The organism is Pseudomonas sp. LTGT-11-2Z (assembly GCF_003691445.1).
Taxonomy (GTDB): Bacteria; Pseudomonadota; Gammaproteobacteria; order Pseudomonadales; family Pseudomonadaceae; genus Aquipseudomonas; species Aquipseudomonas monteilii.
Genome location: NZ_CP033104.1, coordinates 12844 through 37799 on the forward strand (window position 1 = coordinate 12844; position 24956 = coordinate 37799).

General features: G+C 62.1%; 21 protein-coding genes and 1 pseudogene. 11 read left to right on the top strand and 11 right to left on the bottom strand.

Translation table 11 applies throughout. From position 1 onward, the window contains the following. Positions 1–3 precede the first annotated feature (3 nt). A complete protein-coding gene (locus D8767_RS00065; RefSeq protein ID WP_016712868.1) occupies positions 4–405 on the bottom strand; it encodes a GFA family protein in 402 nt (133 codons plus the stop codon). Positions 406–672: 267 nt separating this feature from the next. On the opposite strand from D8767_RS00065, the gene D8767_RS00070 reads away from it, so the two are divergent. The 9 genes from D8767_RS00070 to D8767_RS00110 all read left to right on the top strand — a co-directional run bounded on the left by D8767_RS00070 (position 673) and on the right by D8767_RS00110 (position 10841). Further along, entirely contained in the window at positions 673–1980 is a 1308-nt protein-coding gene (locus tag D8767_RS00070; protein ID WP_016712867.1) for a CitMHS family transporter, read from the top strand. Between the two features lie 71 nt (positions 1981–2051). Then, positions 2052–2822: a TerC family protein gene (locus tag D8767_RS00075; RefSeq protein ID WP_016712866.1), complete on the top strand. Its 771-nt coding sequence runs from the start codon at positions 2052–2054 to the stop codon at positions 2820–2822. Positions 2823–3020: 198 nt separating this feature from the next. Further along, entirely contained in the window at positions 3021–4679 is a 1659-nt protein-coding gene (locus tag D8767_RS00080; protein ID WP_016712865.1) for a Na/Pi cotransporter family protein, read from the top strand. Between the two features lie 28 nt (positions 4680–4707). Then, on the top strand, positions 4708–6114 hold the full coding sequence (locus tag D8767_RS00085; protein ID WP_016712864.1) for a pitrilysin family protein: 1407 nt from the start codon (positions 4708–4710) through the stop codon (positions 6112–6114). A 94-nt stretch (positions 6115–6208) separates the two neighbouring features. Further along, complete coding sequence (locus D8767_RS00090; protein WP_016712863.1) at positions 6209–7231, top strand: DUF5924 family protein; 1023 nt, start codon at positions 6209–6211, stop codon at positions 7229–7231. A 114-nt stretch (positions 7232–7345) separates the two neighbouring features. Continuing rightward, a complete protein-coding gene (locus D8767_RS00095) occupies positions 7346–8479 on the top strand; it encodes an ABC transporter permease (protein WP_016712862.1) in 1134 nt (377 codons plus the stop codon). Beyond that, positions 8476–9267, top strand: coding sequence for an ABC transporter ATP-binding protein (locus D8767_RS00100; protein ID WP_016712861.1), 792 nt, complete (start codon positions 8476–8478; stop codon positions 9265–9267). The genes D8767_RS00095 and D8767_RS00100 overlap by 4 nt, the downstream gene beginning before the upstream one ends. 3 nt (positions 9268–9270) lie before the next feature. Continuing rightward, complete coding sequence (locus D8767_RS00105; protein WP_016712860.1) at positions 9271–10209, top strand: MlaD family protein; 939 nt, start codon at positions 9271–9273, stop codon at positions 10207–10209. Next, on the top strand, positions 10206–10841 hold the full coding sequence (locus D8767_RS00110; protein WP_016712859.1) for an ABC-type transport auxiliary lipoprotein family protein: 636 nt from the start codon (positions 10206–10208) through the stop codon (positions 10839–10841). Before D8767_RS00105 ends, D8767_RS00110 begins: the two co-directional genes overlap by 4 nt. Here the strand turns inward: D8767_RS00110 and D8767_RS00115 are convergent. The 6 genes from D8767_RS00115 to D8767_RS00140 all read right to left on the bottom strand — a co-directional run bounded on the left by D8767_RS00115 (position 10823) and on the right by D8767_RS00140 (position 16210). Continuing rightward, entirely contained in the window at positions 10823–12052 is a 1230-nt protein-coding gene (locus D8767_RS00115; protein ID WP_016712858.1) for a nucleoside recognition domain-containing protein, read from the bottom strand. The genes D8767_RS00110 and D8767_RS00115 overlap by 19 nt on opposite strands. A 121-nt stretch (positions 12053–12173) precedes the next feature. Beyond that, positions 12174–13502, bottom strand: coding sequence for a glutamate/aspartate:proton symporter GltP (gltP, locus tag D8767_RS00120; RefSeq protein WP_016712857.1), 1329 nt, complete (start codon positions 13500–13502; stop codon positions 12174–12176). 744 nt (positions 13503–14246) lie between these two features. Next, positions 14247–14717, bottom strand: coding sequence for an inhibitor of vertebrate lysozyme family protein (locus D8767_RS00125; RefSeq protein ID WP_016712856.1), 471 nt, complete (start codon positions 14715–14717; stop codon positions 14247–14249). A 2-nt stretch (positions 14718–14719) separates the two neighbouring features. Then, the gene (locus D8767_RS00130; RefSeq protein WP_003252966.1) at positions 14720–14881 is read right to left on the bottom strand and encodes a DUF1328 domain-containing protein; all 162 of its coding nucleotides are present in this window, start codon (positions 14879–14881) and stop codon (positions 14720–14722) included. Positions 14882–14923: 42 nt separating this feature from the next. Continuing rightward, positions 14924–15214 (bottom strand): hypothetical protein, encoded by a 291-nt coding sequence (locus D8767_RS00135; RefSeq protein WP_016712855.1) that lies wholly within the window; start codon positions 15212–15214, stop codon positions 14924–14926. Positions 15215–15388: 174 nt separating this feature from the next. Beyond that, the gene (locus D8767_RS00140; protein ID WP_016712854.1) at positions 15389–16210 is read right to left on the bottom strand and encodes a BON domain-containing protein; all 822 of its coding nucleotides are present in this window, start codon (positions 16208–16210) and stop codon (positions 15389–15391) included. Between the two features lie 212 nt (positions 16211–16422). Here D8767_RS00140 and algB point away from each other — a divergent pair, with 212 nt between their 5' ends. Then, a complete protein-coding gene (algB, locus tag D8767_RS00145; protein ID WP_016712853.1) occupies positions 16423–17769 on the top strand; it encodes a sigma-54-dependent response regulator transcription factor AlgB in 1347 nt (448 codons plus the stop codon). Then, positions 17766–19547, top strand: coding sequence for a KinB sensor domain-containing domain (locus D8767_RS00150; RefSeq protein ID WP_016712852.1), 1782 nt, complete (start codon positions 17766–17768; stop codon positions 19545–19547). Before algB ends, D8767_RS00150 begins: the two co-directional genes overlap by 4 nt. 39 nt (positions 19548–19586) lie before the next feature. On the opposite strand, the gene D8767_RS00155 is transcribed toward D8767_RS00150, so the two are convergent. The 4 genes and pseudogenes from D8767_RS00155 to D8767_RS00170 all read right to left on the bottom strand — a co-directional run bounded on the left by D8767_RS00155 (position 19587) and on the right by D8767_RS00170 (position 24928). Further along, positions 19587–21191 (bottom strand): EAL domain-containing protein, encoded by a 1605-nt coding sequence (locus tag D8767_RS00155; RefSeq protein WP_016712851.1) that lies wholly within the window; start codon positions 21189–21191, stop codon positions 19587–19589. A gap of 78 nt (positions 21192–21269) precedes the next feature. Next, a complete protein-coding gene (locus D8767_RS00160; protein ID WP_016712850.1) occupies positions 21270–22058 on the bottom strand; it encodes an N-acetylmuramoyl-L-alanine amidase in 789 nt (262 codons plus the stop codon). Between the two features lie 81 nt (positions 22059–22139). Further along, positions 22140–24068, bottom strand: coding sequence for a GGDEF domain-containing protein (locus tag D8767_RS00165; RefSeq protein ID WP_016712849.1), 1929 nt, complete (start codon positions 24066–24068; stop codon positions 22140–22142). Positions 24069–24095: 27 nt separating this feature from the next. Beyond that, positions 24096–24928: pseudogene (locus D8767_RS00170) on the bottom strand (endonuclease/exonuclease/phosphatase family protein). Positions 24929–24956 lie beyond the last annotated feature (28 nt).

Consider the following 24956-nt stretch of genomic DNA (forward strand, 5'->3'; position numbering starts at 1 on the left):
TGCCTACAGTTTCTCTTCTGCCTGCGAAGGCAAATCCTCATCCAGGTGCAACCAAGGCAACCGGCTACCCACCCAGATATGCCGGTTGGCCCTGACCCGCTCCGGGTGATCCAGCGTCGCCACCGTCACATCGACCGTTTCCGGGCTATGGGTAGTCATCAGCGCCACATGCGCCCCGCACTGCCCACAGAAGTACCGGCTGCAACTGGCCGGCGCCACATAGCAGTTCGGCTCACCCGCCAACCACTGAAACCCCGCGCGGGGCAGGGTGAGCCAGGTCACCACCAACCCACCGCTTACCCGCCGGCAAATCGAACAATGGCAGTGGGCGATGTCTGTCAGGTCACCCACCAGCCGGTAACGCAAGGCGCCACAATGGCAGCCCCCTTCGGTCACATCCTGCATCACCTACCTCTCGTCGCCTTTGCTTCGGCGAAAGCTGGCTGAAAGCTTGCGCTCATAGGATAGCCCCCACTACCGGCACAAGACCGGTCAGCCAGGGCACCCGGTAATTACCGAGCCCGGCCCAATCAACAACAACAATGGTGATTCTGATGTATTCCTGTGCCCGCCTTTCTGTAGTCCCCCTCCGCATGCTCCCTGCGCAGCGCCCGACGCGCTGATCCGCCCGAATCGACATTCCTTTCGCCGCGCCACGCCTGGAGTATTGCCATGCTGACCTTCCTCGGCTTTGCCATGGTCATCACCTTCATGTACCTGATCATGACCAAGCGCCTGTCGGCCTTGATCGCGCTGATTCTGGTACCGATCCTGTTCGCCCTGTTCGGCGGTTTCTCCGCCAAGATCGGCCCCATGATGCTCGAAGGCATCAGCAAGCTCGCGCCCACCGGTGTGATGCTGATGTTCGCCATCCTCTATTTTGCCTTGATGATCGACTCCGGCCTGTTCGATCCGGCCGTGCGCAAGATCCTCAAACTGGTCAAGGGCGACCCGCTTAAAGTCTCTGTCGGTACCGCCGTGCTGGCCCTGGTGGTCTCGCTCGACGGTGACGGCGCCACCACCTACATGATCTGCTGCGCCGCCATGCTGCCGATGTACAGCCGCCTGGGCATGAGCCCGCGGATCATGGCCGGCCTGATCATCCTGGCCGGCGGGGTGATGAACATGACGCCGTGGGGTGGCCCGACCGCCCGCGCCGCCAGTGCCCTGCACGTAGACCCGTCGGACATTTTCGTACCGATGATCCCGGCCATGCTGTTCGGCGTGCTGGCAATTCTGGCCATCGCCTACATGTACGGTAAACGTGAACGTGCCCGCCTGGGTGAACTGCACCTGCCGACTGACGACATCGACCACAGCGAAATCACCGTTTCGCAGTACCCTGACGCGCGACGGCCCAAACTGCTGTACTTCAACGGTGCCCTGACAGCCGCCCTGATGGTCGCGCTGATTGCTGGTGTGCTGCCGCTGCCCGTGCTGTTCATGATTGCCTTCAGCATCGCCATGATCGTCAACTACCCGTGCCTGCAGCAGCAAAAGGATCGCATCGCCGCCCACGCTGGCAGCGTGCTGGCCGTGACCGGGCTGATCTTCGCCGCCGGTATCTTTACTGGTATCCTGTCGGGTACCGGCATGGTCGATGCCATGTCCAAAAGCCTGCTGGCCGTCATCCCCGAAGCACTGGGCCCTTACCTGGCGGTGATCACCGCGATCGTGAGCATGCCGTTCACCTTCTTCATGTCCAACGATGCCTTCTACTACGGCGTGCTGCCGGTACTGGCCGAAGCCGCCAGCCACTACGGCATCACCCCGGTGGAAATGGCCCGTGCATCGATCGTCGGGCAACCGGTTCACCTGCTTAGCCCGTTGGTGCCGTCGACCTACCTGCTGGTGGCCCTGGCCGGCATCGAGTTTGGCGATCATCAGCGCTTCACGCTCAAGTGGGCAGTGCTGGTATGCCTGTGCATAATGTTCGCCGCGCTGCTGATGGGCATTTTCCCGCTGTTCAGTAGTCTTTAATAAACACGTATTAGTCTGACGCGACGCGCCTCGACCGAGGCGCGTTGCCATTACCGCTCGAAGGAAAATACATGGAATGGCTGACCAGCCCGGAAATCTGGGTTGCCTTTTTCACCCTTACCGCGCTTGAGATTGTCCTCGGTATCGACAACATCATCATGATCTCGATCCTGGTCAGCCGCATGCCCAAGCACATGCAGCCACGCACCCGGATCTTCGGCCTGGCCCTGGCCATGGTCACCCGTATCATGCTGCTGCTATCGATTACCTGGGTCATGCGCCTTACCGCCGACCTGTTCGTGGTATTTGGCCAAGGCATCTCCGGACGTGACCTGATCCTGTTCTTCGGTGGCCTGTTCCTGCTGTGGAAAAGCTCGCAAGAGATCTACCACGGCCTGGAAGGCGAGGACGAAAACGCCGAAGAGCCGAAAGGTGCTGGCGGCAAGTTCTTCTACACCATCATCCAGATCGCCATCATCGACATCGTGTTCTCACTGGACTCGGTAATTACTGCGGTGGGTATGGTTTCCCACGTACCGGTGATGATTGCCGCCATCGTCGTTGCCGTGCTGGTGATGATGTTGTGCGCCGGCGCCATCAGCAATTTCATCGACAAGCACCCGTCGCTGAAGATGCTCGCGCTGTCGTTCCTGATCGTGGTCGGTACCGTGCTGATCGCCGAAGCGTTCGAGGTGCATGTGCCGAAGGGCTACGTCTACTTCGCCATGGCCTTCTCGCTGGCGGTGGAAGCCATCAACATCCGCATGCGCACCGCCCTGGCCCGCAAGGAAGGCAAAGAGCATGAGCCGGTGAAACTGCGCAAGGACATTCCGGGTCAGTAAGACCAGGAGGCGCAAAATACAAAGGGTCCTTCGCAGGGCCCTTTTTCATGCCTGATCGGTTTCAAACACATGACAGCCATGCGAAGCTGGCGACAGCTGCGCAAAACAACTAAAGCTTTGAGTGAGCACCGAAAATTCTTCAAACGCTCACGTTTCTTTTCTTGGCCCGCTGGGCCAATGCAACAGGGGGCTTTCGCCATGCTGACCCTGCTCAACCTGCTCTCGGCCGTGACGCTTCTGGTCTGGGGCACCCACATCGTACGTACCGGCATTCTCCGCGTGTTCGGCTCGAACCTGCGGCGCATCATCAGCCAGAACATGGACAAGCGCCCGCTGGCGTTCATTGCCGGCATACTGGTCACGGCCATGGTGCAGAGCAGTAACGCCACGGCCATGCTGGTCACGTCCTTCGTCGGCCAGGGCCTGATGGCCATGACCCCGGCCCTGGCGATCATGCTGGGTGCCGATGTGGGTACCGCGCTGATGGCCCGGGTACTCACTTTCGACCTGTCCTGGCTATCACCCCTGCTGATATTCCTGGGCGTGATCTTCTTCCTCTCACGTAAGCAGACACGGGCTGGCCAACTGGGCCGTGTCGGTATCGGGCTTGGCCTGATCATCCTGGCACTGGAGCTGATCGTGCAGGCAGCTGCGCCGATCACCCACGCCCAAGGCGTGAAAGTGCTGTTTGCTTCGCTGACCGGCGACATCATGCTCGACGCCTTGGTCGGCGCCATGTTCGCCATGATTTCCTATTCCAGCCTCGCCGCCGTGCTGCTTACCGCAACATTGGCCGGTGCCGAGGTCATCAGCCTGCCGGTGGCCATTGGCCTTGTGGTCGGTGCCAACATCGGTAGCGGCTTACTGGCCTTCATCAGCACCAGCATGCAGAACACTGCCGGGCGCCGTGTGGCGTTGGGCAGCTTGCTCTACAAGCTGATCGGCCTGCTGCTGATCATCCCTGTGCTGCACCCATTGGTGGAGTGGATGGACTCGCTCAGCTTCAGCCCGCAAGAGCTGGTCATCGGCTTCCACCTGCTCTACAACACCCTGCGCTGCCTGCTCATGCTGCCCACGGTCAAACTCATGGGCCGGCTGTGCAACAGCCTGCTGCCCGAGCGGGAAAACGGCAACGGCCAGATCCGACCGCGCCACCTCGACGCCTCGGCGCTGGAAACACCCAGCCTGGCGCTTGCCAACGCTGCCCGCGAAACCCTGCGTCTGGGCGATATCGTCGACAGCCTGCTTGAAGCCATGCTGGGGGCCCTGCGCGGCACCCAGACCGCCCTACCACAGCAGGTTCGCGCCCTGGGTGAGGATGCCGAGGCCCTGTACAGCGCCATCAAGCTATACCTTGCGCAGATGTCGCGCGAAGACCTCAGCGTGCAGGACAACCGCCGCTGGGCCGAGATCATCGAGCTGGCCATCAACCTCAAGCTCGCCTGCGACCTCATCGAGCGCATGTTGCGCAAGGTCCAGCAGCAGAAAACCAGCCAGCGCCGGGAGTTTTCCCAGGTGGGGCTGGAAGAACTGACCGGGCTGCAAGAGCAATTGTTAGCCAACCTGCGCCTTGGCCTGTCAGTATTCCTTAGCGCCGATCCGGAAAGCGCCCGCTTGCTACTCAAGGAAAAACGCCGTTTTCGCGCCCAGGAACGGCGCCTGGCGCATGCCCACGTCAGCCGCTTGCAGCGTAAGGTGGTGCAAAGCATCGAAACCAGTTCGCTACACTTGGAGCTGATCGCCGACATGAAGCGGTTGAACTCTTTGTTCTGCAGCAGTGCCTATGTGGTACTGGGCGGCTCCGACACCGGCGGGCTGATGCTCGACAGTGTGCCGGACGAAGCTCGCCTGCCGTGAATGCCTACCTGAGGACCGAAGCTCGCCCATGCGTTGCCTGATGTTCATTTGCCTGCTGATCTGCAGCCTGCCCTCATTGGCCCTCGACCGCTCGCGGGTTGAGGGCTACCTGCTACCCAACGGCCTGCAGGTCATTCTGAAAAACGGCTACGAGCGCGACCATGTGGCGATTCGCCTGGTGGTCGGGGTGGGCCTGGACGACTTCGATTGCGAACAGAAAGAGCTGCCGCACCTGCTTGAGCACCTGCTGTTCAGCGGCATCGACGAAACCGGCGAGGGCGGCCTGGAAGAGCGCATGCAATCGCTCGGCGGCGAGTGGAATGCCTACACCAGCAGCGCCGACACCACGTTTGTCATCGAAGCCCCCGCACGCAACCAGCGCAAAGTGCTCGACCTGCTGCTGGCGATAATCCGCGACACCCGTATCGATGCCAAAGCCCTGGCCACCGCCAAGCGCATCATCGAGCGAGAAGATGGCGGCCACTATGGGCACCTGCAGCGCTGGCTCGACCGCCAGGATATCGGCCACCCTGCCAGTGACCAGCTGGCGACCGAGCTGGGCCTGAAATGCCCCGAGCGCTCCAACATCGACGACATGACCCAGGAGCAGGTACAAGCCTTGCGTGACCGCTGGTACGCCGCCAACAACATGACCCTGATCATGGTCGGCGGCCTTGATCGCTTGCTGCCAGCCTACCTGGAACGCACCTTTGGCGAACTGCCAGCCACCGAGCCGGAAGAACGCCGCAACCTGGAAAGCATCACCCATCAGGCCGAGCAGCGCCGCGACCTGACCCGGGGCTGGTTGGGCGATAGTGTCAAGCTGCATTGGCTGTTCATCGAGCCGGTGCTGGACAACGACCATCAGGCCACCCTCGACCTGCTGTCGCGTTACCTGGACTGGGCGCTGTACGACCAGCTACGCCTGCGCAACGGGCTGTCCTACGGGCCATCGGTGCAGCGTGAAAGCTTTGGCGATACCGGCCTGCTCAGCCTCAATGCCGACCTGGAACGCGACGACATCGACAAGGCGGTGAAGGTGATGCAGGCGTTGTTCGAGCAGCTGCGCAAGGAAGGCCTCGACCCGGACACCTTCGCCCGCATCAAGGACGCCAGCGTTGCCAAGGAAAGCTGGAGCACCCAGGGCAATAGTGCCTTGGCCGACTACTACTGGGGGGCGCTGAACGACTACACCGACGGACGCTTTGCCAACCCGGTGCGCAAGTTGCGACAGGTTAGCCTGGAGCAGGCCAATGAGGCGCTAAAGGCATTGCTGAAGGAAGAGGGTTACCTGCGTATCGAGAAGCCATTGCTCGGCTATGACGAGCTGTACGGGCTGGCCGCCTTGCTGATGGGCCTGGTCCTGGCGGCGGGGCTGCTGCGTTGGCGACGGCATGGCCCTGAACGGCCCAGTGGTGCTACACGACAGCGGTGAATCGGCGGTATCCTTTTGCCAGTACCGGCCCTTTCGCGGGTAAACCCGCGAAGAGGCCGGCACAGCCACCTAATCCTCTCCTGTTGCAGACCCAATGCCCCAAATCCCCCATATCGTCCTACGCATCATCGAACTGCTCAAACGCTACCCCGGCATCATCGCGCTCTGTGGTTTCCTCTCTGGTATCGGCAGCTTCATCCTGGTCGACCGCCAGGCCGGCCTGGCCAGTTGGGTAGCTGTGCTTATGCTGGTCAGCTGGGTCTGGCTGATGCTGGAGAACACCCTGACCGGCCTCTTCGCCCGCACCTTCAATCGCGAAATCCCGCAGCCGCTGCTGCGCTACGCGACGCAGATGATCCACCAGGAAACGCTGTTCTTCGTGCTGCCGTTCTTCTTCATCACCACCACCTGGAACAGCGGCCAGCTGGTGTTTACCGGTTTGCTCGGCGCCGCAGGCCTGATTTCGATCACCGACCCGCTGTACTACAAGTGGCTGGCGCCCCGGCGCTGGCTGTTCCTGGCGCTGCATACCCTGACATTGTTCGCCGCCCTGCTGACCGCGTTGCCGATCATCCTGCACCTGACCACCGCGCAAAGCTTCAAGCTGGCCCTGATCGCCGCCATGGCCCTGTCGTTCCCCAGCCTGGCCAGCAGCTTCCCGATTAACACCTGGCGGCGCGGCGTCGCCTTGGTGCTGGTTACCCTGTCGGTGGGTGCCGGGGGCTGGCTGCTGCGTTCCTGGGTACCGCCGGCTACCCTGTGGATGACCGAAGTGGCGGTGAGCACCGAAGTGCTTAATCGCCAACCGGGCGATTCGCTGGACGAGATTGCCGCCAGCCGCATTCGCAGCAGCGGCCTGTATGCCTACACCGCCATCAACGCACCACGCGGCCTGAACGAGCGGATTTACCACGTGTGGCAGAAGGACGGCAAAGAGGTCGACCGCATCGCTCTGGACATCCACGGCGGGCGCAAGGAAGGCTACCGGGCCTGGACCCACAAGCAGAACTTCCCGCCAAACCCGGTGGGCAAATGGCAGGTGCGGGTGTTGACCGAGGATGGCCAGGTGATTGGCGTGCTGCGCTTCAAGGTGGTCGATGACGCACCGGCACAGTGATTGAAAGGGGGCCGCTTTGCGGCCTCCAAACCCAACAGACAGCACATAATCACCAAACAGCCCATGCCTGCTGCGCTATGATCAGCCCCAAAGCCTTAGCGCCGAGTCAGTAGCATGGAGCCAATGACCACCCCCAGTGCCACCCTGGACACCAGCAGCCAACCGGCCTGCCTGCGTATAACCGGTGACTGGACCCTGGCGCACTACGCCAGCCTCAAGCGCGAGAGCGAACGCCTGCGAGCGCAGTCCACCCCCGACACAGTCGCCGACCTCAGCCAGCTGGGCCGCCTGGACACCGCGGGCGCCTCGTTGCTGGCCGAACTGCTGGGTTCCGAGCGCCTGTCCCACTGCACCCAAGACCTGCCCGAAGCCAGCCGTGCGCTGCTCAAGAACGTTTACTGTTCGGTGCAGGACTACTGCATCCCGGTCAAGGAACCCGAGCGCAATGTGCTGATCTTGCTGCTGGAACGCATCGGCCGCGCCGTCGGCACGTTGTGGCAGGACAGCATGCAATTGCTGGGCTTTGTCGGCGTGATCCTCGAAACCTTGCTGCGTCGAGCCCTGCAACCACACCGCTGGCGCATTACCCCGGTTGTGGCCCACATCGAGCAGACCGGCCTGGACGCCGCCCCTATCGTCGCCTTGCTGACCTTTCTGGTGGGTGCGGTGGTGGCCTTTCTCGGCGCCACGGTGCTGGCCGACTTCGGGGCAACGGTCTTCACGGTCGACCTGGTGGCATTCTCGTTTCTGCGCGAGTTCGCCGTGCTGCTCACCGCCATCCTAATGGCCGGCCGCACCGCCAGCGCGTTCACCGCGCAGATCGGCTCGATGAAAGCCAACGAGGAAATCGACGCCATCCGCACCCTGGGCCTGAACCCGATGGAACTGCTGGTGGTTCCACGGGTACTTGCACTGCTGATCTCACTGCCACTGCTCACCTTCGTCGCGATGATTTGCGGCATTGTCGGTGGCGCAGTGGTATGCGCCCTGACGCTGGATATTTCACCGGCCATGTTCCTTTCACTGCTGCAAAGCGACATCGGCGTGCAGCACTTCCTGGTGGGCCTGGCCAAGGCGCCGTTCTTCGCCTTCCTTATCGCGGCCATCGGCTGCTTGGAAGGCTTCAAGGTCAGTGGCAGCGCCGAGTCGGTAGGCGCGCATACAACATCGGCAGTGGTGCAATCGATTTTCGTGGTCATCGTGCTGGACGCGGTGGCTGCCCTGTTCTTCATGGAGATGGGCTGGTGAGTGGCCAGGAAACCGTTATCGAGGCGCGCGGCATCTGCAACCGCTTCGGCCGCCAGGTGGTGCATGAAAACCTCGACCTGGACTTGTACCGCGGCGAAATCCTCGCCGTGGTAGGCGGTTCGGGCAGCGGCAAGTCGGTGCTGCTGCGCAGCATCATTGGCCTGCGCCGGCCCAACGAAGGGCAGATCAAGGTGTTTGGCCAGGACCTCGCCGGCCTGCGTGAAGCGCAGCGCTCCCTGGTCGAGCGGCGCTTTGGCGTGTTGTTCCAGAAGGGCGCGCTGTTCTCTTCGCTGACCGTTACCGAGAACGTGGCCTTGCCGCTGATCGAACACGCCGGGCTGTCCCGCGCCGACGCCGAACACCTGGCCGGCGTGAAGCTGGCCCTGGCCGGGCTGCCGATATCCGCCGCCGACAAGTACCCGTCTTCGCTGTCGGGGGGCATGATCAAACGTGCCGCGCTGGCCCGAGCCCTGGCACTGGACCCTGACATACTGTTCCTCGATGAACCCACCGCAGGCCTGGACCCGATCGGCGCTGCCGCGTTCGACCAGCTGATCCTTACCCTGCGCGATGCCCTTGGCCTGTCGGTGTTCCTCATCACCCACGACCTCGACACCCTGTACACCATCACCGACCGCATCGCGGTGCTGTCACAAAAGAAGGTTTTGGTGGCCGGCCCGCTGGCTGAAGTCGAGCAGACCAACGACGCCTGGATTCAAGAATATTTTCATGGCCCCCGCGGGCGTGCAGCCGAGCAGGCCGCCACCCGTGCCGGGCAGGAGCGCTGAGCAATGGAAACGCGAGCCCATCACGTATTAATCGGCCTGGTCACCGTCCTGGTGGTGGCCGGCGCCATGTTGTTTGGCCTGTGGCTGACCAAGTCCAGTGTCGATGACGCGTTCAAGGACTACGAAGTGGTGTTCAACGAGGCCGTTTCCGGCCTGTCCCGTGGCAGCCCGGTGCAGTACAACGGCATCAAGGTGGGCGATGTGTCCACCTTGCGCCTGGACCCGAAAGACCCGCGCCGGGTACTGGCCCGCGTTCGTCTGAGCGGCGATACCCCGGTGAAGGAAGACACCCAGGCCAAGCTGACCCTGGCCGGCGTGACCGGCAACGCGTTCATCCAGCTCAGCGGCGGCACGCCACAGAGCCCCGAGCTGAAGGGCAAGGACGGCAAGCTGCCGGTCATCATCGCCTCGCCGTCGCCTATCTCACGCCTGCTCAATGACAGCAGCGACCTGGTCACCAACATCAACATGCTGCTGCACAACGCCAACCAGATGTTCTCCGAAGACAATATCGGCCACCTCAGCAGCACCTTGGCCAACCTCGACAAGACCACCGGCGCCTTCGCCGGCCAGCACGGCAGCATCGCCGAGGCCATCGAGCAACTGGTGCAGGTAGGCAAGCAGGCCAGCGCCACCCTGGCCGAAACCCAAACGCTGATGCGCAATGCCAACGGGCTGCTGGGCAGCGAAGGCAAACAGGCGATCGGCAGCGCCGAGCAGGCCATGCAGTCGCTGGCCGAAAGCACTGCCACCATCAACAATCTGCTGAAAAACAACAGCGAGGCCATCGGCGACGGCGCCCAGGGCCTGAACCAGCTCACACCTGCCATTCGCGAACTGCGCGAAACCCTTAACGCACTCAAAGGTATTTCCCGGCAACTGGAGGCCGACCCCAGCGGCTATCTGCTCGGCCGCGACAACAACAAGGAGTTCCAGCCATGAAACCGTCGCTGCGCCTGCTGGCCCTGGCGGCCGCGCTGAGCCTGGCCAGTGCCTGCTCGATCCTGCCCAAGAGCGAGCCCGTCGACCTCTATCGCTTACCGGTTAACCAGCCCAGCCGCACCGCAGCGCCGATGGACTGGTCATTGCGGCTGAACAAGCCGCTGGCCAGTGAAGTGCTGGCCGGCCCGCGCATTGCCGTGATTCCACAGGGCGATGTGGTCAGCAGCTACAAAGGTGCACGCTGGAGCGATGCCGCCCCGGTGCTGCTGCGCAATCGCCTGCTCGATGGCTTCCAGCGTGATGGCCAGGTACAGCGCCTGAGCGCCGACGACAGCAACCTGCAGGCCGACTACGAGCTGGCTGGCGAGCTGCAGGCATTCCAGAGTGAGTACCGCCCGGGCGGCGCGGTGGAGGTGGTGATTCGCTATGACGCTCGGCTGGTTCAGGGCCGTAACCAGCGCATCCTCGCCAGCAAGCGTTTCGAGGTCCGCCAGCCGCTGGCCGACAAGCAGGTGTCAGCGGTGGTCGCCGGTTTCGGCCAGGCCAGCGACCAGCTGGTGGGGCAAGTTGTGACCTGGACCGTCGACCAGGCCAGCCAGGCACAGCGCAAGGTTCAGGCGAAGAACCAGTAGCAGACGAAGATCGCTGCGACCACGCCAGAGAACTCGGCCAGCAGTGCGCAACCGACCGCGTGGCGCACGCGCTGGATACCCACCGCGCCAAAGTACACGGCCAGCACGTAGAAGGTCGTTTCAGTACTGCCCTGGATGGTCGCCGCTACCAGGGCCGGGAAGCTGTCTACACCCTGCGTCTGCATGGTCTCGATCAGCATGGCCCGCGCTGCGCTGCCGGAGAACGGCTTGACCAGCGCTGTGGGCAGGCCCTCGACGAAGCGGGTGTCCAGGCCCAGCCAGTTCACCGCATGGCGGATACCGTCCAGGGCCAGCTCCAGCGCGCCTGAAGCACGCAGTACACCCACCGCTACCAGCATCGCCACCAGGTAGGGCAGCAGGTTCTTGGCCACATCGAAGCCTTCCTTGGCCCCATCGACAAAGGCTTCATACACCTTGACCCGCCTCAGGGCGCCAATCACCAGGAACAGCATGATCACGCCAAACAGTGTGAGGTTGCCCAGGACCGACGACAGGCTGGCCAGCGCGGCGGCCGACAGGGTGCCGAGAAACGCCATGAAGCCTCCCAGCAGCAACGCGCCGGGAATGAAGTAGGCGAGCACCACCGGGTCCCACAGACGCAGGCGCTGCATCACCGCCACCGACAGCAGGCCAACCAGGGTCGAGACACTGGTGGCCAGCAGGATGGGCAGGAACACCATGGTCGGGTCTGGTGCGCCTTGCTGGGCCCGGTACATGAAGATGGTCACCGGCAGCAGCGTTAGCGACGAGGCGTTGAGCACCAGGAACAGGATCTGCGCGTTGCTGGCTGTGGTGCTGCTGGGGTTGAGCTCCTGCAGCGCACGCATGGCCTTCAGGCCAATCGGCGTGGCGGCGTTGTCCAGCCCCAGGCCGTTGGCCGCGAAGTTCATGGTGATCAGGCCCAGGGCAGGGTGGCCGGGCGGCACTTCCGGCATCAGGCGGGCGAACAGCGGGCCTAATACCTTGGCCAGCCATTCGACGATACCGGCCTTTTCGGCGATCTTGAGAAAGCCCAGCCACAGGGTCAGTGTGCCGAACAGCAGCACCATCACCTCGACCGACAGCTTGGCCATGGCGAAAATGCTTTCGACCATTGCCGCGAAGATCCCGGCATTACCACCCACCAGCCATTGGGCCAGGGCGGACACTGCCGCCACCAGGAAAAAGCCAAGCCAAAGGCCGTTGAGCATCCGCGTATTCCCCCTGAAAAATGCCCGAATGATAGCGGAAGTTGCTTGTACCGGGGCCTGCGATCCAGACAGACAACAAAAAGCCCCGACAAGGCGGGGCTTTTTAGGACAGCACTCAGGTTCAGCGCTTGGCGGCTTCGCCAACCACTGCGGCTTCCTGCTTGTCGGCCATCAGCGAGGCGTAGTACTTCTCGCCCTTGGCGGCATCGTACATGCCTTCCCAACGCGCGATGACCAGTGCTGCCAGGGCGTTGCCTACAACGTTCAGCGCGGTACGGGCCATGTCCATGATGCGGTCGACACCGGCGATGAAGGCCAGACCTTCCAGCGGGATACCCACGCTGCCCAGGGTGGCCAGCAGCACCACGAACGATACGCCCGGCACACCAGCGATGCCTTTGGAGGTGACCATCAGGGTCAGCACCAGCAGCAGCTGCTGGCTCCACGACAGGTCAATACCGTAGAGCTGGGCGATGAAGATGGCCGCGATGCTCTGGTACAGGGTCGAACCGTCGAGGTTGAAGGAGTAGCCGGTCGGTACCACGAACGAACAGATCGACTTCGGCGCGCCGTACTTCTCCATCTTCTCGATCACGCGCGGCAGCACGGTTTCGGAGCTGGAGGTGGAGTAGGCCAGAATCAGCTCATCTTTCATGATGCGCATGATCTTGATCACCGAGAAGCCGAACACGCGGGCAACCAGGCCCAGCACCATGAAGGCGAAGAAGGCGATGGCGAAGTACACCAGCAGTACCAGCTTGGCCAGCGGCAGCAGCGAGCTGAAGCCGAAGTTGGCCACGGTCACGGCGATCAGGGCGAACACACCGATCGGGGCGTAGTTCATGATCATGTGGGTGACCTTGAACATGGTTTCCGATACGGCCTGGAAGGTGCGTACCAGCGGGTCGCGCAGCTCGGCCTGCAGGCTCGACAGGCCCAGGCCGAACATGACCGAGAAGAAGATGATCGGCAGCATTTCGCCACGCATCAGCGCTGCGAAGATGTTCGACGGGATCAGGTTCAGCAGGGTTTCGATGAACGCGTGCTCATGCTGTACCTCGGCCGCAGTAGCCTGGTACTTGGAGATGTCCACGGTACCCAGGGTGCTCATGTCGATGCCGGCGCCCGGGTGGAACAGGTTGGCCAACACCAGGCCCACGACAATGGCGATGGTGGTCACCACTTCGAAGTAGATGATGGTCTTCAGGCCGATGCTGCCCAGTTTCTTCGCATCGCCAACCCCGGCGATACCCACGATCAACGACGAAATCACGATCGGGACGACGATCATCTTGATCAGGCGAATGAAGATGTCACCGGCGGGCTGGAGGACGTTGCTGATCCACCATGCCTTTTCTGCACTGAAATGATTCAGTAGCGCGCCGATTGCAACGCCCAGGACCAGACCGATGACGATCTGCCAGGCGAGGCTCAGTTTTGCCTTCTTCATGTCTTTACCCTTTGTTCTAGTGGTCATGGCACCCGACGAAACACGCGTAACAGAGCCATCGGCAAAGCCTCTGGCTTCAAGCGCACCCGTCTGGCGACTTCATGTAAGGACACCGCAGGCGAGCGACAGGGCGCTCTGACCAGCGAAAAAGGCGGCAACTATTGCGATGGGAAAGGGGGAAATCTAATGCCGGAAGCGCATGACCCATACCAATTATGCATAATGTTTCATGCCAAAACAGGGGGTTCGCAAGTGCTTGATTTATAACGTTCGGAATCCCGAACAAGACCAAACCGCCATATTTCGGCAGATTTGACGGTACACAAAGGGCATGAAAGATGGCTTGTTCGACAATCCGAATGGCCGAAATACCACTTGAAGAAGGGCTCGCAAGGCGGAAAAAAATTTGATGTACGGTCGAGACAAAATGTGTCTTAGGGATGAAATCGCGCAAGGAAGAGGGCGATGCCTAAATGGCTCCTCGGAAGTCAGGTCTGGTCAGGTATCCCTGTGACACCGCCGACCTGATACTTCCGATTCCGCCTTTCCTGACCCGGCCCATCGCTGGAGGCACTCCCTGTACCCCTAGGCCACTCCGATCCTGCAACAATCAGAACAGCCCGGCCCCTTGGTCATGTGCTGCCCCTCCTCGGGGCGGCGCATCATAGAAGGCTGAAATATAGAAAGGTTCAGCTTCTATTACGTGACAGTCGATGACCATTCATCCGTACCGGCAATAAATGCTCAGTACCAGTTCGGGTCACGCTTTAGCTGCTCCTGCAGCATTGCCTTCATGCCGTCGTCAGGGTCGCCCAGCCAGCGATATTGCGCATGGCGTGTAGGCGACTTGTCGCTCGGCAAGCCTTCAGGTACCTCCACGAGCATCCCGTAGGCATCCTCCTTGTCCCAGCTGAACGCAACGATCAGCCGCTTGTAGGTGCAGTTGTCCTGTGCTTCGCACAACGCACCGACCAGGTACTTGTCGCCATCTTCGGTAGTGGCGGACATCTGCTGCTGGGAACTGCCGGTCAGATTGACCACCCAATCGGGCAGGCGTTCCTCGCCTTTGATCGTGTCCTGCCAGGTTTCCCGGTACTCCGGGTCCGAGCCGAGCAACTGGTCGACCCGGACCTGGCCGTCATTGGCCGCCATCGCCGCCGCGCTGCCACCCAGCATCAGGGCGGCAGCCAGGGCTGTAAAAAGCTTCCTGCCCATCTTCAACCTCGTCCACGTCCAAAGAAGAAGGAGGCTACGAACAACACAAGGAAGACAATGAACAGGATCTTCGCGATACCCGTCGCAGCGCCCGCGATACCACCGAAGCCCAGTACGGCAGCGACAATGGCGATGATGAGGAAAGTGATAGCCCAGCTCAGCATGGTGGTTCTCCTTTCTTTTTCAGAATCGGTGCGGCCGGCAGGTCAGAAGACCCAACGGTCCTGGGGTACGACATGTTCCAGGGTGGCCGGTGAGGCAGAGGCCTGGCCGGCAGGCAATGAGTCAGCTGCCTTGACCAGGGTATTGGCACGGGTTGCCTGAATCTGCGTCAACAGCGCAGTCTGCGCTGCCACTTGCTCAGCCAGACGCGCGGTCTGCCAGCTGTAATAAAAGAGGCCAGCGGCCAAGGTCAGCAGCAGCGCCATGCCGACAGACAACATCTGGCGCAGGGACAGGGCGACGTTCTGCGAGCGGTTGACGGATTGGCGGTTCATGCCGGCTCCTCCTGCTGTAATTTTTGTTCAAACCTGAACAGGTAATTGCAGCCTGCATGCCAGCCTTTTGATTTTTAAAAATACCTTTAAAATCAATAATTTAGCTTTTACATAAACGTTCAACAGGGACGTATCCTGCACGATGCCGTCTGTGTAGTCGTGCGAATTGCACGATCAGCCTTCCGCTTTCGTCGCCACTTTGAGCAGGTCGGCATCCACCCCGCGCACGCCAATGATCTGCCGGGCGATCTCCACGGCGATGGTTTTCTGCTCAGCGCTGACCACCTCGCCCGACAGCCGCACCATGCCCGCTTCACTGGCAACTTTCAGCTTCAGGCCATCGAGGTTGCGGCTGAAGCGGTAGCTGTTCTGGATCTTGTCGATGATCCAGCTGTCGCCTGGCTGCGGACCCGTTGGTGCCCCTACCGGTGTCTCGCGGGCCTTGGCCATGGCGGCGGTATCGAGGCTGACCAGGTTGTTGACCAGGTACACACCGTCGGTGGTACGCGCTATCACGCCGGCCAGCTCCTTGGCTTCGGCGCTGTCGACCTTGCCGCGCAAGGTCACCACGCCTTCGCTACTTTGTACCTCTATAGGCGCCTTCTCGGTGGTTCGGCTCCACAACAGCCGGGCACGGATCACCGCCGCCAGGGTGGCGTCCTCCAGGCGTTGGGCGTAGGCACGTAGCTCCAACGGGCGGTCAACCAGTCGGGCGTTGACCTGCAGCTGGTTTTCCACGTGTTCGATGCCCCGTGTGGCACGGGCCACATCTTCGGCCAGCTGCCGCTCTACCTCGTTCTCCACCTCGCCGGAAAGCCGTGCATGCTTGCCGTCTACATCAACCCTGATACGGAACGGGTCAAGCATGCGGTTCAAAGACAGGGCGGTTTGCAGGGCGCCTTCCAGGCGCGCGTCCCGCACAGGGTCGGCGATAGCCGGGGTGAAAACGGGCAGCAGGGCGGCTGTCAACACGGCTGTACGCAAGGAAAAGAGCATGGCAGTGCCTCCTGTTTTTAGGCAAAAGGTAAAAACCTTCGCAACCAATGTGCCACTGAGTACCTCTAAGCAAATCAATGGAATTTCACGGCCTGCAGTAAGCATCAGGCCATTGGCTAGCATGCAAAGGGCAGAATCCTTCAGAATTGACCATGCAACTTGCCCGATTTTTCCCACACTAAATGAAGATCTATCCCTAAGGAGCGCAGGAAATGGAATCAGCCCAGGACAACCAAGGCCGCATTCTGCTGGTGGATGACGAGTCCGCGATCCTGCGCACCTTCCGCTACTGCCTTGAAGACGAAGGCTATAGCGTGGCCACAGCCAACAGCGCGGCCCAGGCCGAAACGCTGTTGCAGCGCCAGGTGTTCGACCTTTGCTTCCTGGATTTGCGCCTGGGCGAGGACAACGGCCTGGACGTACTGGCGCAGATGCGCATCCAGGCACCCTGGATGCGTGTGGTGATCGTGACCGCGCACTCGGCAATCGATACAGCGGTAGATGCCATCCAGGCAGGCGCCGCCGACTACCTGGTCAAGCCATGCAGCCCCGATCAGTTGCGCCTGGCCACCGCCAAGCAGCTGGAAGTGCGCCAGCTTTCAGCACGCCTGGAGGCCCTGGAAGGCGAAATGCGCAAACCCAAGGACGGCCTGGACTCGCACAGCCCAGCCATGATGGCGGTGCTGGAAACTGCCCGCCAGGTCGCCACCACCGACGCCAACATCCTCATTCTTGGCGAGTCCGGTACGGGTAAAGGCGAGTTGGCCCGGGCCATCCATGGCTGGAGCAAACGTGCCCGCAAAGCCTGCGTGACCATCAACTGCCCGTCGCTGAACGCCGAGCTGATGGAAAGCGAACTGTTCGGCCACACCCGCGGCGCCTTTACCGGTGCCAGCGAAAGCACGTTGGGGCGGGTCAGCCAGGCTGATGGGGGTACGTTGTTCCTCGACGAGATCGGCGACTTCCCGCTGACCCTGCAACCCAAGTTGCTGCGGTTCATTCAGGACAAGGAATACGAGCGCGTGGGCGACCCCGTGACACGGCGTGCAGATGTACGCATCCTGGCCGCCACCAACCTCAACCTCGAAGAGATGGTGCGCGAAAGCCGCTTCCGCGAAGACCTGCTATACCGCCTGAACGTCATCACCCTGCACCTGCCGCCCCTGCGCGAGCGCAGTGAAGACATCCTGACCCTGGCCGACCGCTTCCTTGCCCGCTTCGTCAAGGAATACTCCCGCCCCGCCCGGGGCTTCAGCGACGAAGCGCGCACCGCCCTGCTCAACTACCGCTGGCCCGGCAACATTCGCGAACTGCGTAACGTGGTAGAGCGGGCCAGTATCATCTGCCCGCAGGAGCGCGTGGAAGTCAGCCACCTCGGGATGGGCGAACAACCGGCTGGCAATGCCCCGCGCGTGGGTGCCGCGCTGAGCCTGGACGAGCTGGAGCGCGCCCACATCGGCGCGGTGCTGGCTGCCAGCGACACCCTCGACCAGGCCGCCAAAACCTTGGGCATCGACGCCTCCACCCTGTACCGCAAGCGCAAGCAGTACAACCTATGAAGTGGCCGCCCATGAAGCTGCGCACGCGGCTTTTCCTGAGTATCTCGGCACTGGTCACGGTGGCCTTGCTCGGGCTGCTGCTGGGCCTGGTCAGCGTGCTGCAGATGGCTAGCGCGCAACAGCAGCTGGTGCGTGACACCACCCACGTCCTGGAAGTGGGGCTGAAGTTGCGGCAGAACCTTGGCGAACAGTTGACCCTGATCCTTGATGAAGGCACGGCCCCGGAAAACCTGCGGCTGCTGCAAGAAAACTTTCAGGCCTTGCTGAACCAAGGCCTGGAGCAAGGCGGAGAGCGCAACGGCTTCAGCAAGGCCAGCAGTAACTACCAGACGTTCCTGCAAGCCTACCGTGACAGCCCCGCGCCCGCTCGTAGCATGGGTGTCGACCAACCCTTGGGGGCCGCCTTCAACCAAGTGCGTACCGACCTGATCGATTCCCACAAACAGGCGCTGGACCTCATCACCCGCAGCGAGGAATACAGCCGTGACCACGCCCTGCTGGTCAGCGGTGTGCTTGGCCTGATGGGCCTGGTGGTGCTGGTGCTGGGCTTCATTACTGCGCACAACATCGCCCGACGTTTTGGCCAACCGATCGAAGCCTTGGCCAAAGCAGCCGACCAGCTGGGCAAGGGCAACTTTGACGTCACCCTGCCGGTCACCCAGGCCACCGAGCTGAACCAGCTGACCCGCCGCTTTGGCCTCATGGCCGATGCCTTGCGCAAGCACCAGGCCACCAACGTCGACGAACTGCTGGCCGGGCAGCAGCGCCTGCAGGCCGTGCTCGACAGCATCGACGATGGCCTGCTGATCATCGACCGCCAGGGCCGCCTGGAACACCTCAATCCGGTGGCGCAGCGCCAGCTGGGCTGGAATGATAGCCGCGTGGGCAGCAGCCTGGCCGAGGCCCTCCGACGGCCGGAGCTGGAGCAGCAGCTGCGTCAGGTGCTGCGCGGTGGCAATCTGGACCGCCCGCCGGAAGACCTGACCATGGAGGTGGATGAAGAAACGCGCTTGCTGACCTACAGCCTGACCCCGGTGAGCCACCCGCAAGGGCCGATTCTTGGCGCGGTGATGGTGCTGCACGATGTAACCGAGCAACGGGCCTTCGAACGCGTGCGCAGTGAGTTCGTGCTACGCGCGTCCCACGAACTGCGCACCCCGGTAACCGGCATGCACATGGCCTTCGGGCTGTTGCGCGAGCGGGTCAAGTTTCCGCCTGAGGCACGCGAGAATGACTTGCTGGAAACCATCGGCGAAGAAATGCAGCGGCTTACCCAGCTGATCAACGACCTGCTCAACTTCTCGCGTTACCAGAGCGGGCTGCAGAAACTCGACCTGGCCCCCTGTGCCATCGACGAATTGCTGGAGCGCGCACAACTGCGTTTTGCCGAGCAGGCGGCAAACAAGCAGGTTGAACTGGTCAAGGCACTTGAGCCACCGCTCCCGCGTATTCAGGCCGACGTTGCGCAACTTGATCGGGTTCTGGACAACCTGCTGCACAACGCCATCCGCCATACCGCCAACGGCGGGCGTATCCGCCTGCATGCGCGGCGGCATGCGGAGCGGGTGATCATCAGCGTCGAGGACACAGGCGAAGGGATTGCCTATGGGCAGCAGGGGCGCATTTTCGAGCCGTTTGTGCAGGTAGGGCGCAAGAAGGGTGGTGCAGGGCTTGGATTGGCACTGTGCAAGGAAATCGTGCAGCTGCATGGCGGGCGCATGGGCGTGTTTTCCCGGCCAGGGCAGGGGACACAGTTCTACATGGCGCTGCCGGTTTGAGTATTGTCTGTGCCGGCCTCTTCGCGGGCGCAGGACTTCTCAATGTTCAACCCGACGCGGCAGCTGCCCGCGGGTCACCAGCTCGGCAAACTGCCGGGCGTTTAGCGGTCGGGCAAACAGCCAGCCCTGGCCGTAATTGACCCCTTCACTGTTCAGCAACACCGCCTGGTCCTCGCATTCGATGCCTTCGGCAATCACCCGCAGGTGCAGGTCATGGGCCATGCGAATGATATGCGGGGCAACCCCGCTGCTGGCGGCATCGTGGCCCAGCGCATCGATGAAGGCCTTGTCGATCTTCAGGCAGTCCACCGGCAGGGTTTGCAGATAGGCCAGGCTGCAATAGCCGGTACCGAAGTCGTCGATCAGCACCTGATGCCCCACGGCGCGTAGCGCCTGCAGATTGTCACGTGCCACCACCACGTCGATCAAGCCGCGCTCGGTCACCTCAAACGCAATCTGGCTAGCGGCCACCCGGTGCAGGGCCAGCAGGCGTGCCGCCACTCGGCCAATACGCGGCACCATCACATCGCAGGCGGCCAGGTTCACCGATATGTACAGTTTGGGGTGCGAGCGCAGCAACTGCCCCAGCTGTTCGAGGACGCGCTGCAGGACAAAATCCGTGATCTGGCGTATCTGCCCGGTGTTTTCCGCCAACGGGATAAACAGGTCCGGGCTGGTCAGCGTGCCATCCGGGCGGCGCCAGCGCACCAGGGCCTCGGCGCCTACACAACGCCGTGTGTCGAGTTCGAAGATCGGCTGGTAGAGCACCTGCAGCTCTCCCCGGCGCAAGGCATTCTGCAACTCCGAACTCATCGACCGCCGTTGCAGGATCAACTGCAGCACCAGCCAGCCGATGCAGCAGGCAGCCAACACGCTGCCAGGGAACAGCAGCCAGAGCATGCCATTCATTCTCAACGGCAGGCTGGCCCGTGGGGCAATCAGCACCAACTGGTAATCCGGCGACTTGGTGGGCATGCGGTAGATCAGCCGGTCACTGAGTTCGAGCAACGACTTGTGGCTGGTCGACCAGGCCGAGGGCGGCGGCCACACCTGTGGCGGGCCGAGCACGGGTATGGCCCGGGCACCGTTGTCCAACACCACCACCAGGCTGCCGCCCGGTGGCAGGTCGACCACGTCGGTCAGGTGCCCACGCGAGGTGGAGACCACGAACTTGCCCCGGCCCAGCATCAACGCAGCCAGGTTCTCGTTCGGCTCGGTCGTGGTGTTCAACCAGTAGCTGTAGGTCGGCCCCTGGATGTCGGGTGCCCGCAAAGGCTCGAATGCCCGCTCATCGCCACGGTTGGAGCAGGCGACTTCACCATCCACATAGGCCGCTTCATAAATGAACCGCGAACTCAGGCCAACCTGCTGCAACGCCGCCAACATCGCCGGGCTGCAGCCACGCAAGGGCTGGGCTTGCAGCAGGTCGACCCCTTCGCGCAACTGGCCGAATACCTGTTCGAGGCGGTCGAGAAAACGCTCGCCCTGGGCGTTCATCTGTTCGCTCTCGCTTTGCTTCATCTGCTGCAGGGCAATGCCGATGCTGGCAGTAAGCAAAAGTGCTGCGCTGGCCAATGCTGCCAAGGTGGCCAGCATCCAGGGACGGTAAAAAAATTGGCGCAGCGTAGAAATGAGAGCTGACATCGAAGGCATCCAGTTGATTACCAAGGTATAGCAACTGGATCAAGAATCATCCTCGCCGTTTAGCGCCTCGCTGCAGGCTCAACGCATCCGGTTGAGCACCTGCAGCATCGCCGCCGTCTGTGCATCGGGCATGCCGTCGAAACGCTGCGGACGGAAGCGCATCTGGAACGCAGCAATCACGTGGCGGGTGGCGACATCCAGCACCCCAGTCTGCTCGACTTGATAGCCAAACCGCGCCAGTTCCTGCTGGTACCAGCCAACGCTTGGCGGGTTGACGCTGAAGTAGGCCTGTTGGCGTGCCACGGCATTGGCATCAGGCCAGATACCCAGCCCGGCATCGGCCAGGCGTTTCCACGGGAACAGCGGGCCCGGGTCCAGCTTGCGTGATGGTGCGATATCACTGTGACCAATGATGTGCCGAGGCTCGATGTTGTTACGTTTGACGATGTCCTTGAGCAGCGCGATCAGCGACTGAACCTGCGCTTCGCTATAAGGATGCCAGACCCGGCCATTCGGCGTGTCGGTGAAGCCCGGGTTGACGATCTCGATCCCGATGGACGACGAGTTCAGCCAGGTGCGCCCTTGCCACTGGCTGTCGCCGGCATGCCAGGCACGACGGTTTTCATCCACCAGTTGATACACCGTGGCCGGGCCGTCGCCGATCAGGTAATGGCTGCTGACCTCGCCCTGGGTAAGCAACGCCAGGGAGCGCTCCAGGGACGCATTGGTGTAATGCAGTACAACGAACTGGATGCGGTTGTCCTGGTTGGACGAGGGGTGGCTGCGGTCGATGCGCAACCCCGTCGAACATCCGGCAACAGACAACAGCAAAAAGGAAATCAGCGTTTTTTTAAGCGTGGAAAGCACGTCAGTGGCCTCAGCGAATGAGCGCTACAGTATAACGTGCTCCCCATGGCCGCGCTTACCGTGGGTCAGTGTTAGCAAACGCTAGCTCTGCTCGACGCGGTTACGCCCCAGCTCCTTGGCCCGGTACAGCGCCGCGTCGGCGCGCTTGAGCACCTGGTCGCCACGCTCGCCAGAGCGAAACGCCCCCAGACCGATAGAAGTGGTGATCACCACCCGCTCGCCCTTGAAGTGGAACGGGCAGGCCTCCACCGTGGCGCGCAGTACTTCCGCCATCTGGGCCGCTGCCGCGGGTGACGTCTGCGGCAGCAACAGGACAAACTCCTCGCCCCCGAAACGGGCAATGAAGTCACGACCACGCAGGCGTTTGCGCAGCTGGTCAGCAACAATCTTGAGTACCTTGTCCCCGGCCAGGTGCCCATAGCTATCGTTTATGCGCTTGAAGTGGTCCAGGTCGAGAATCGCCATGGCCAGATGGCCGCCGGCCTCTTGCCATTCGAGTATTTCGCGCTCTACCCGCTCGCTCCAGGCCGCACGATTGGGCAAGCCGGTGAGCGGGTCGAGCAGGGCTTTCTGCCGTTGCTCTTCCAGGTGTTCACGGTAGCCGAGCGCTTCATGCTCCATGTTCGCCACCCGCTCCGACAAGCCTTGCAGGCGGCCTGCCAGTTCCTGCTCGCGGCGATCACGCTCAAGCTTATGCTCGTCCATGGTGACCAACAGGCCTTCCAGCCGGTTTTCCAGGATGTGCTTGAGGCTGTCCACATCGGCGGCGCCTTGCACACTGCTTTGCAAGCCGTCGACGTGCTCGCGCAGCTGGGTATCCAGTTCGCGGGCAGCGCTGCTGTTGTCGGCATGGCCGGCGCTGGCCTCCTGCAGGTGGCTCTGGAAGCCTTCCAGGCGTTCGTTGAGCTGTTGCAGGTAGGTTTCGAATTCGTGCTGGCCACTGTCGGTTATTGCCAGCATCAGCACAGCCAGGTCATCCAGCACCGGGATCAGCTCGTACCAGTTCAGGCCACGGGCAACGCGCTCGCGCATTTCCAGCGCCTGGGCCTTGTGCCGCTCGGGCAGGCTGAGGTCGTCGAGCAGGCCGATCAGGGTCTGCTCGATGTGCGCGGCAACCTGGCTGTAGGGTGGCTCGACGGCATAAGGCAGGGCATAGGGGCCGTCTTCGCCGAACGTCTCTTCGAGCGTGGGTGCCGGTTGTGCTGCAGCCACAGGTTCGCTGGCGGTCGCGTCGGGCTCCAGCACGTCCTCCTGCAGCGATTGCTGGACGGCGGGTGTTTCAGCCGTTTCGATCAGCGATGGGCCCTGTAGCTCCGGCTCGGATTCGGCCGCTGCGCTCGCTTCGGGGACAAGTGCCGGCAACGGTTGCAGCGCATCCACATCGTCGGGCTGCGGGGCTTCAATAGGGGGCTGCGCAACCTGAGGCGGCGCTTCGGCAGCAGACACTGCCACCGGTTCAGGTACTGGCTCGCCTTGTGGGTCATCCTCGCGGCTACCGAACAAGCGCTGCAAGAAACCAGGCCGGGCTTCATCCTCCGGTTTACCAAGCGCCGACAGGGCACGGCCCTGCAAGCCACTCAACTCGCCCAGCAGCGGCGGCAGATCGCGGGACTGGGCAACTCCACCCTCGAGCTTCTTCGCCAGTTTTTTCAGCGGACGCGAGATATCGCTGGGCAGCGACAGGCCTTGCAATTGGCCAACCAGCGCGGCAAGCGCATCGCTGACCTGGTTCATGCGGGTTTCACGGCGCTGTTCGGAGTCCAGCACCGCCTTTTCAAGGCGCGGGATCAAACCGGCGAGGCCGGCGTCCATGTTGTCACCGCGGATGACTTCGCGCATTTCCTTCATGCACGCGTCTACCACCTTGTCACTGCCTTCTGCAGCCAGGCTGCTGCGCACCAGGCCACGACGAAGCAGGTCGAGACGGGCGTCCCACCGGCGTTCGAGCTTTTCTTGCTGCTCGATGCTTTTAAGGTATTTTTCTTTCCAGCGCTCAGCGTCTTCAGTCATGCCCGGGTCCGCAAACGGTGATGGCAATTAGCTCAAGACCGGCAGCGTATCCACAGTCAATGCATCAGGCAATCGAATCTCGACTGCAACGGGAAGGTGGTCGGAAATTGGTCGCGCCAGCACCTCGACACGCTCCAGCGTGAGGCTTGGGCTGAGCAGGATATGGTCCAGGCAACGCTGTGGTCGCCAGCTGGGGAAGGTGGCCTCGACTTGCGGGGCAATCAGGCCCAGGTCGCGCAGCGGCGAGTGCTCCAGCAGGTCGGTGGCATGGGTGTTCATGTCGCCCATTAGCACCTGATGACGATAACCACCAATCAGCTCGCGGATATAACCCAGTTGCAGGGCACGCGTCTTGGCGCCAAGCGCCAGGTGCATCATCACCACGATCAACGCATCCTCGCCCTCACCAAAACGCACCAGGATCGCCCCACGGCCGGCTGGGCCTGGCAACGGGTGGTCTTCGAGCAACTGCGGCTTCAGGCGACTGAGCACGCCATTGCTGTGCTGGGCGAAACGCCCGAGGTTGCGGTTGAGTTGCTGGTACCAGTAGGGGAAGGCCCCCAATTGAGCCAGGTGCTCGACCTGGTTGATGTAACCCGAGCGCAGGCTGCCACCGTCGGCCTCCTGCAAGGCCACCAGGTCGAAGTCGCCCAGCAGTTCGCCGATTTTCTGCAGGTTGCCGGCCCGACCGTTGTGCGGCAGCAAGTGCTGCCAGCTGCGGGTCAGGTAATGCCGGTAGCGCTCGGTGCTGATGCCGACCTGAATATTGAAACTGAGCAGCCGCAGCCGACCATCCTCGGGCAGGCCAGAGGCCTGCAGGTGATGCTCATTGACCTGCGGCTGGTGCAGGCCAATGCCACGCGTGGCTCGGAAGCGGGGCATGGGTTA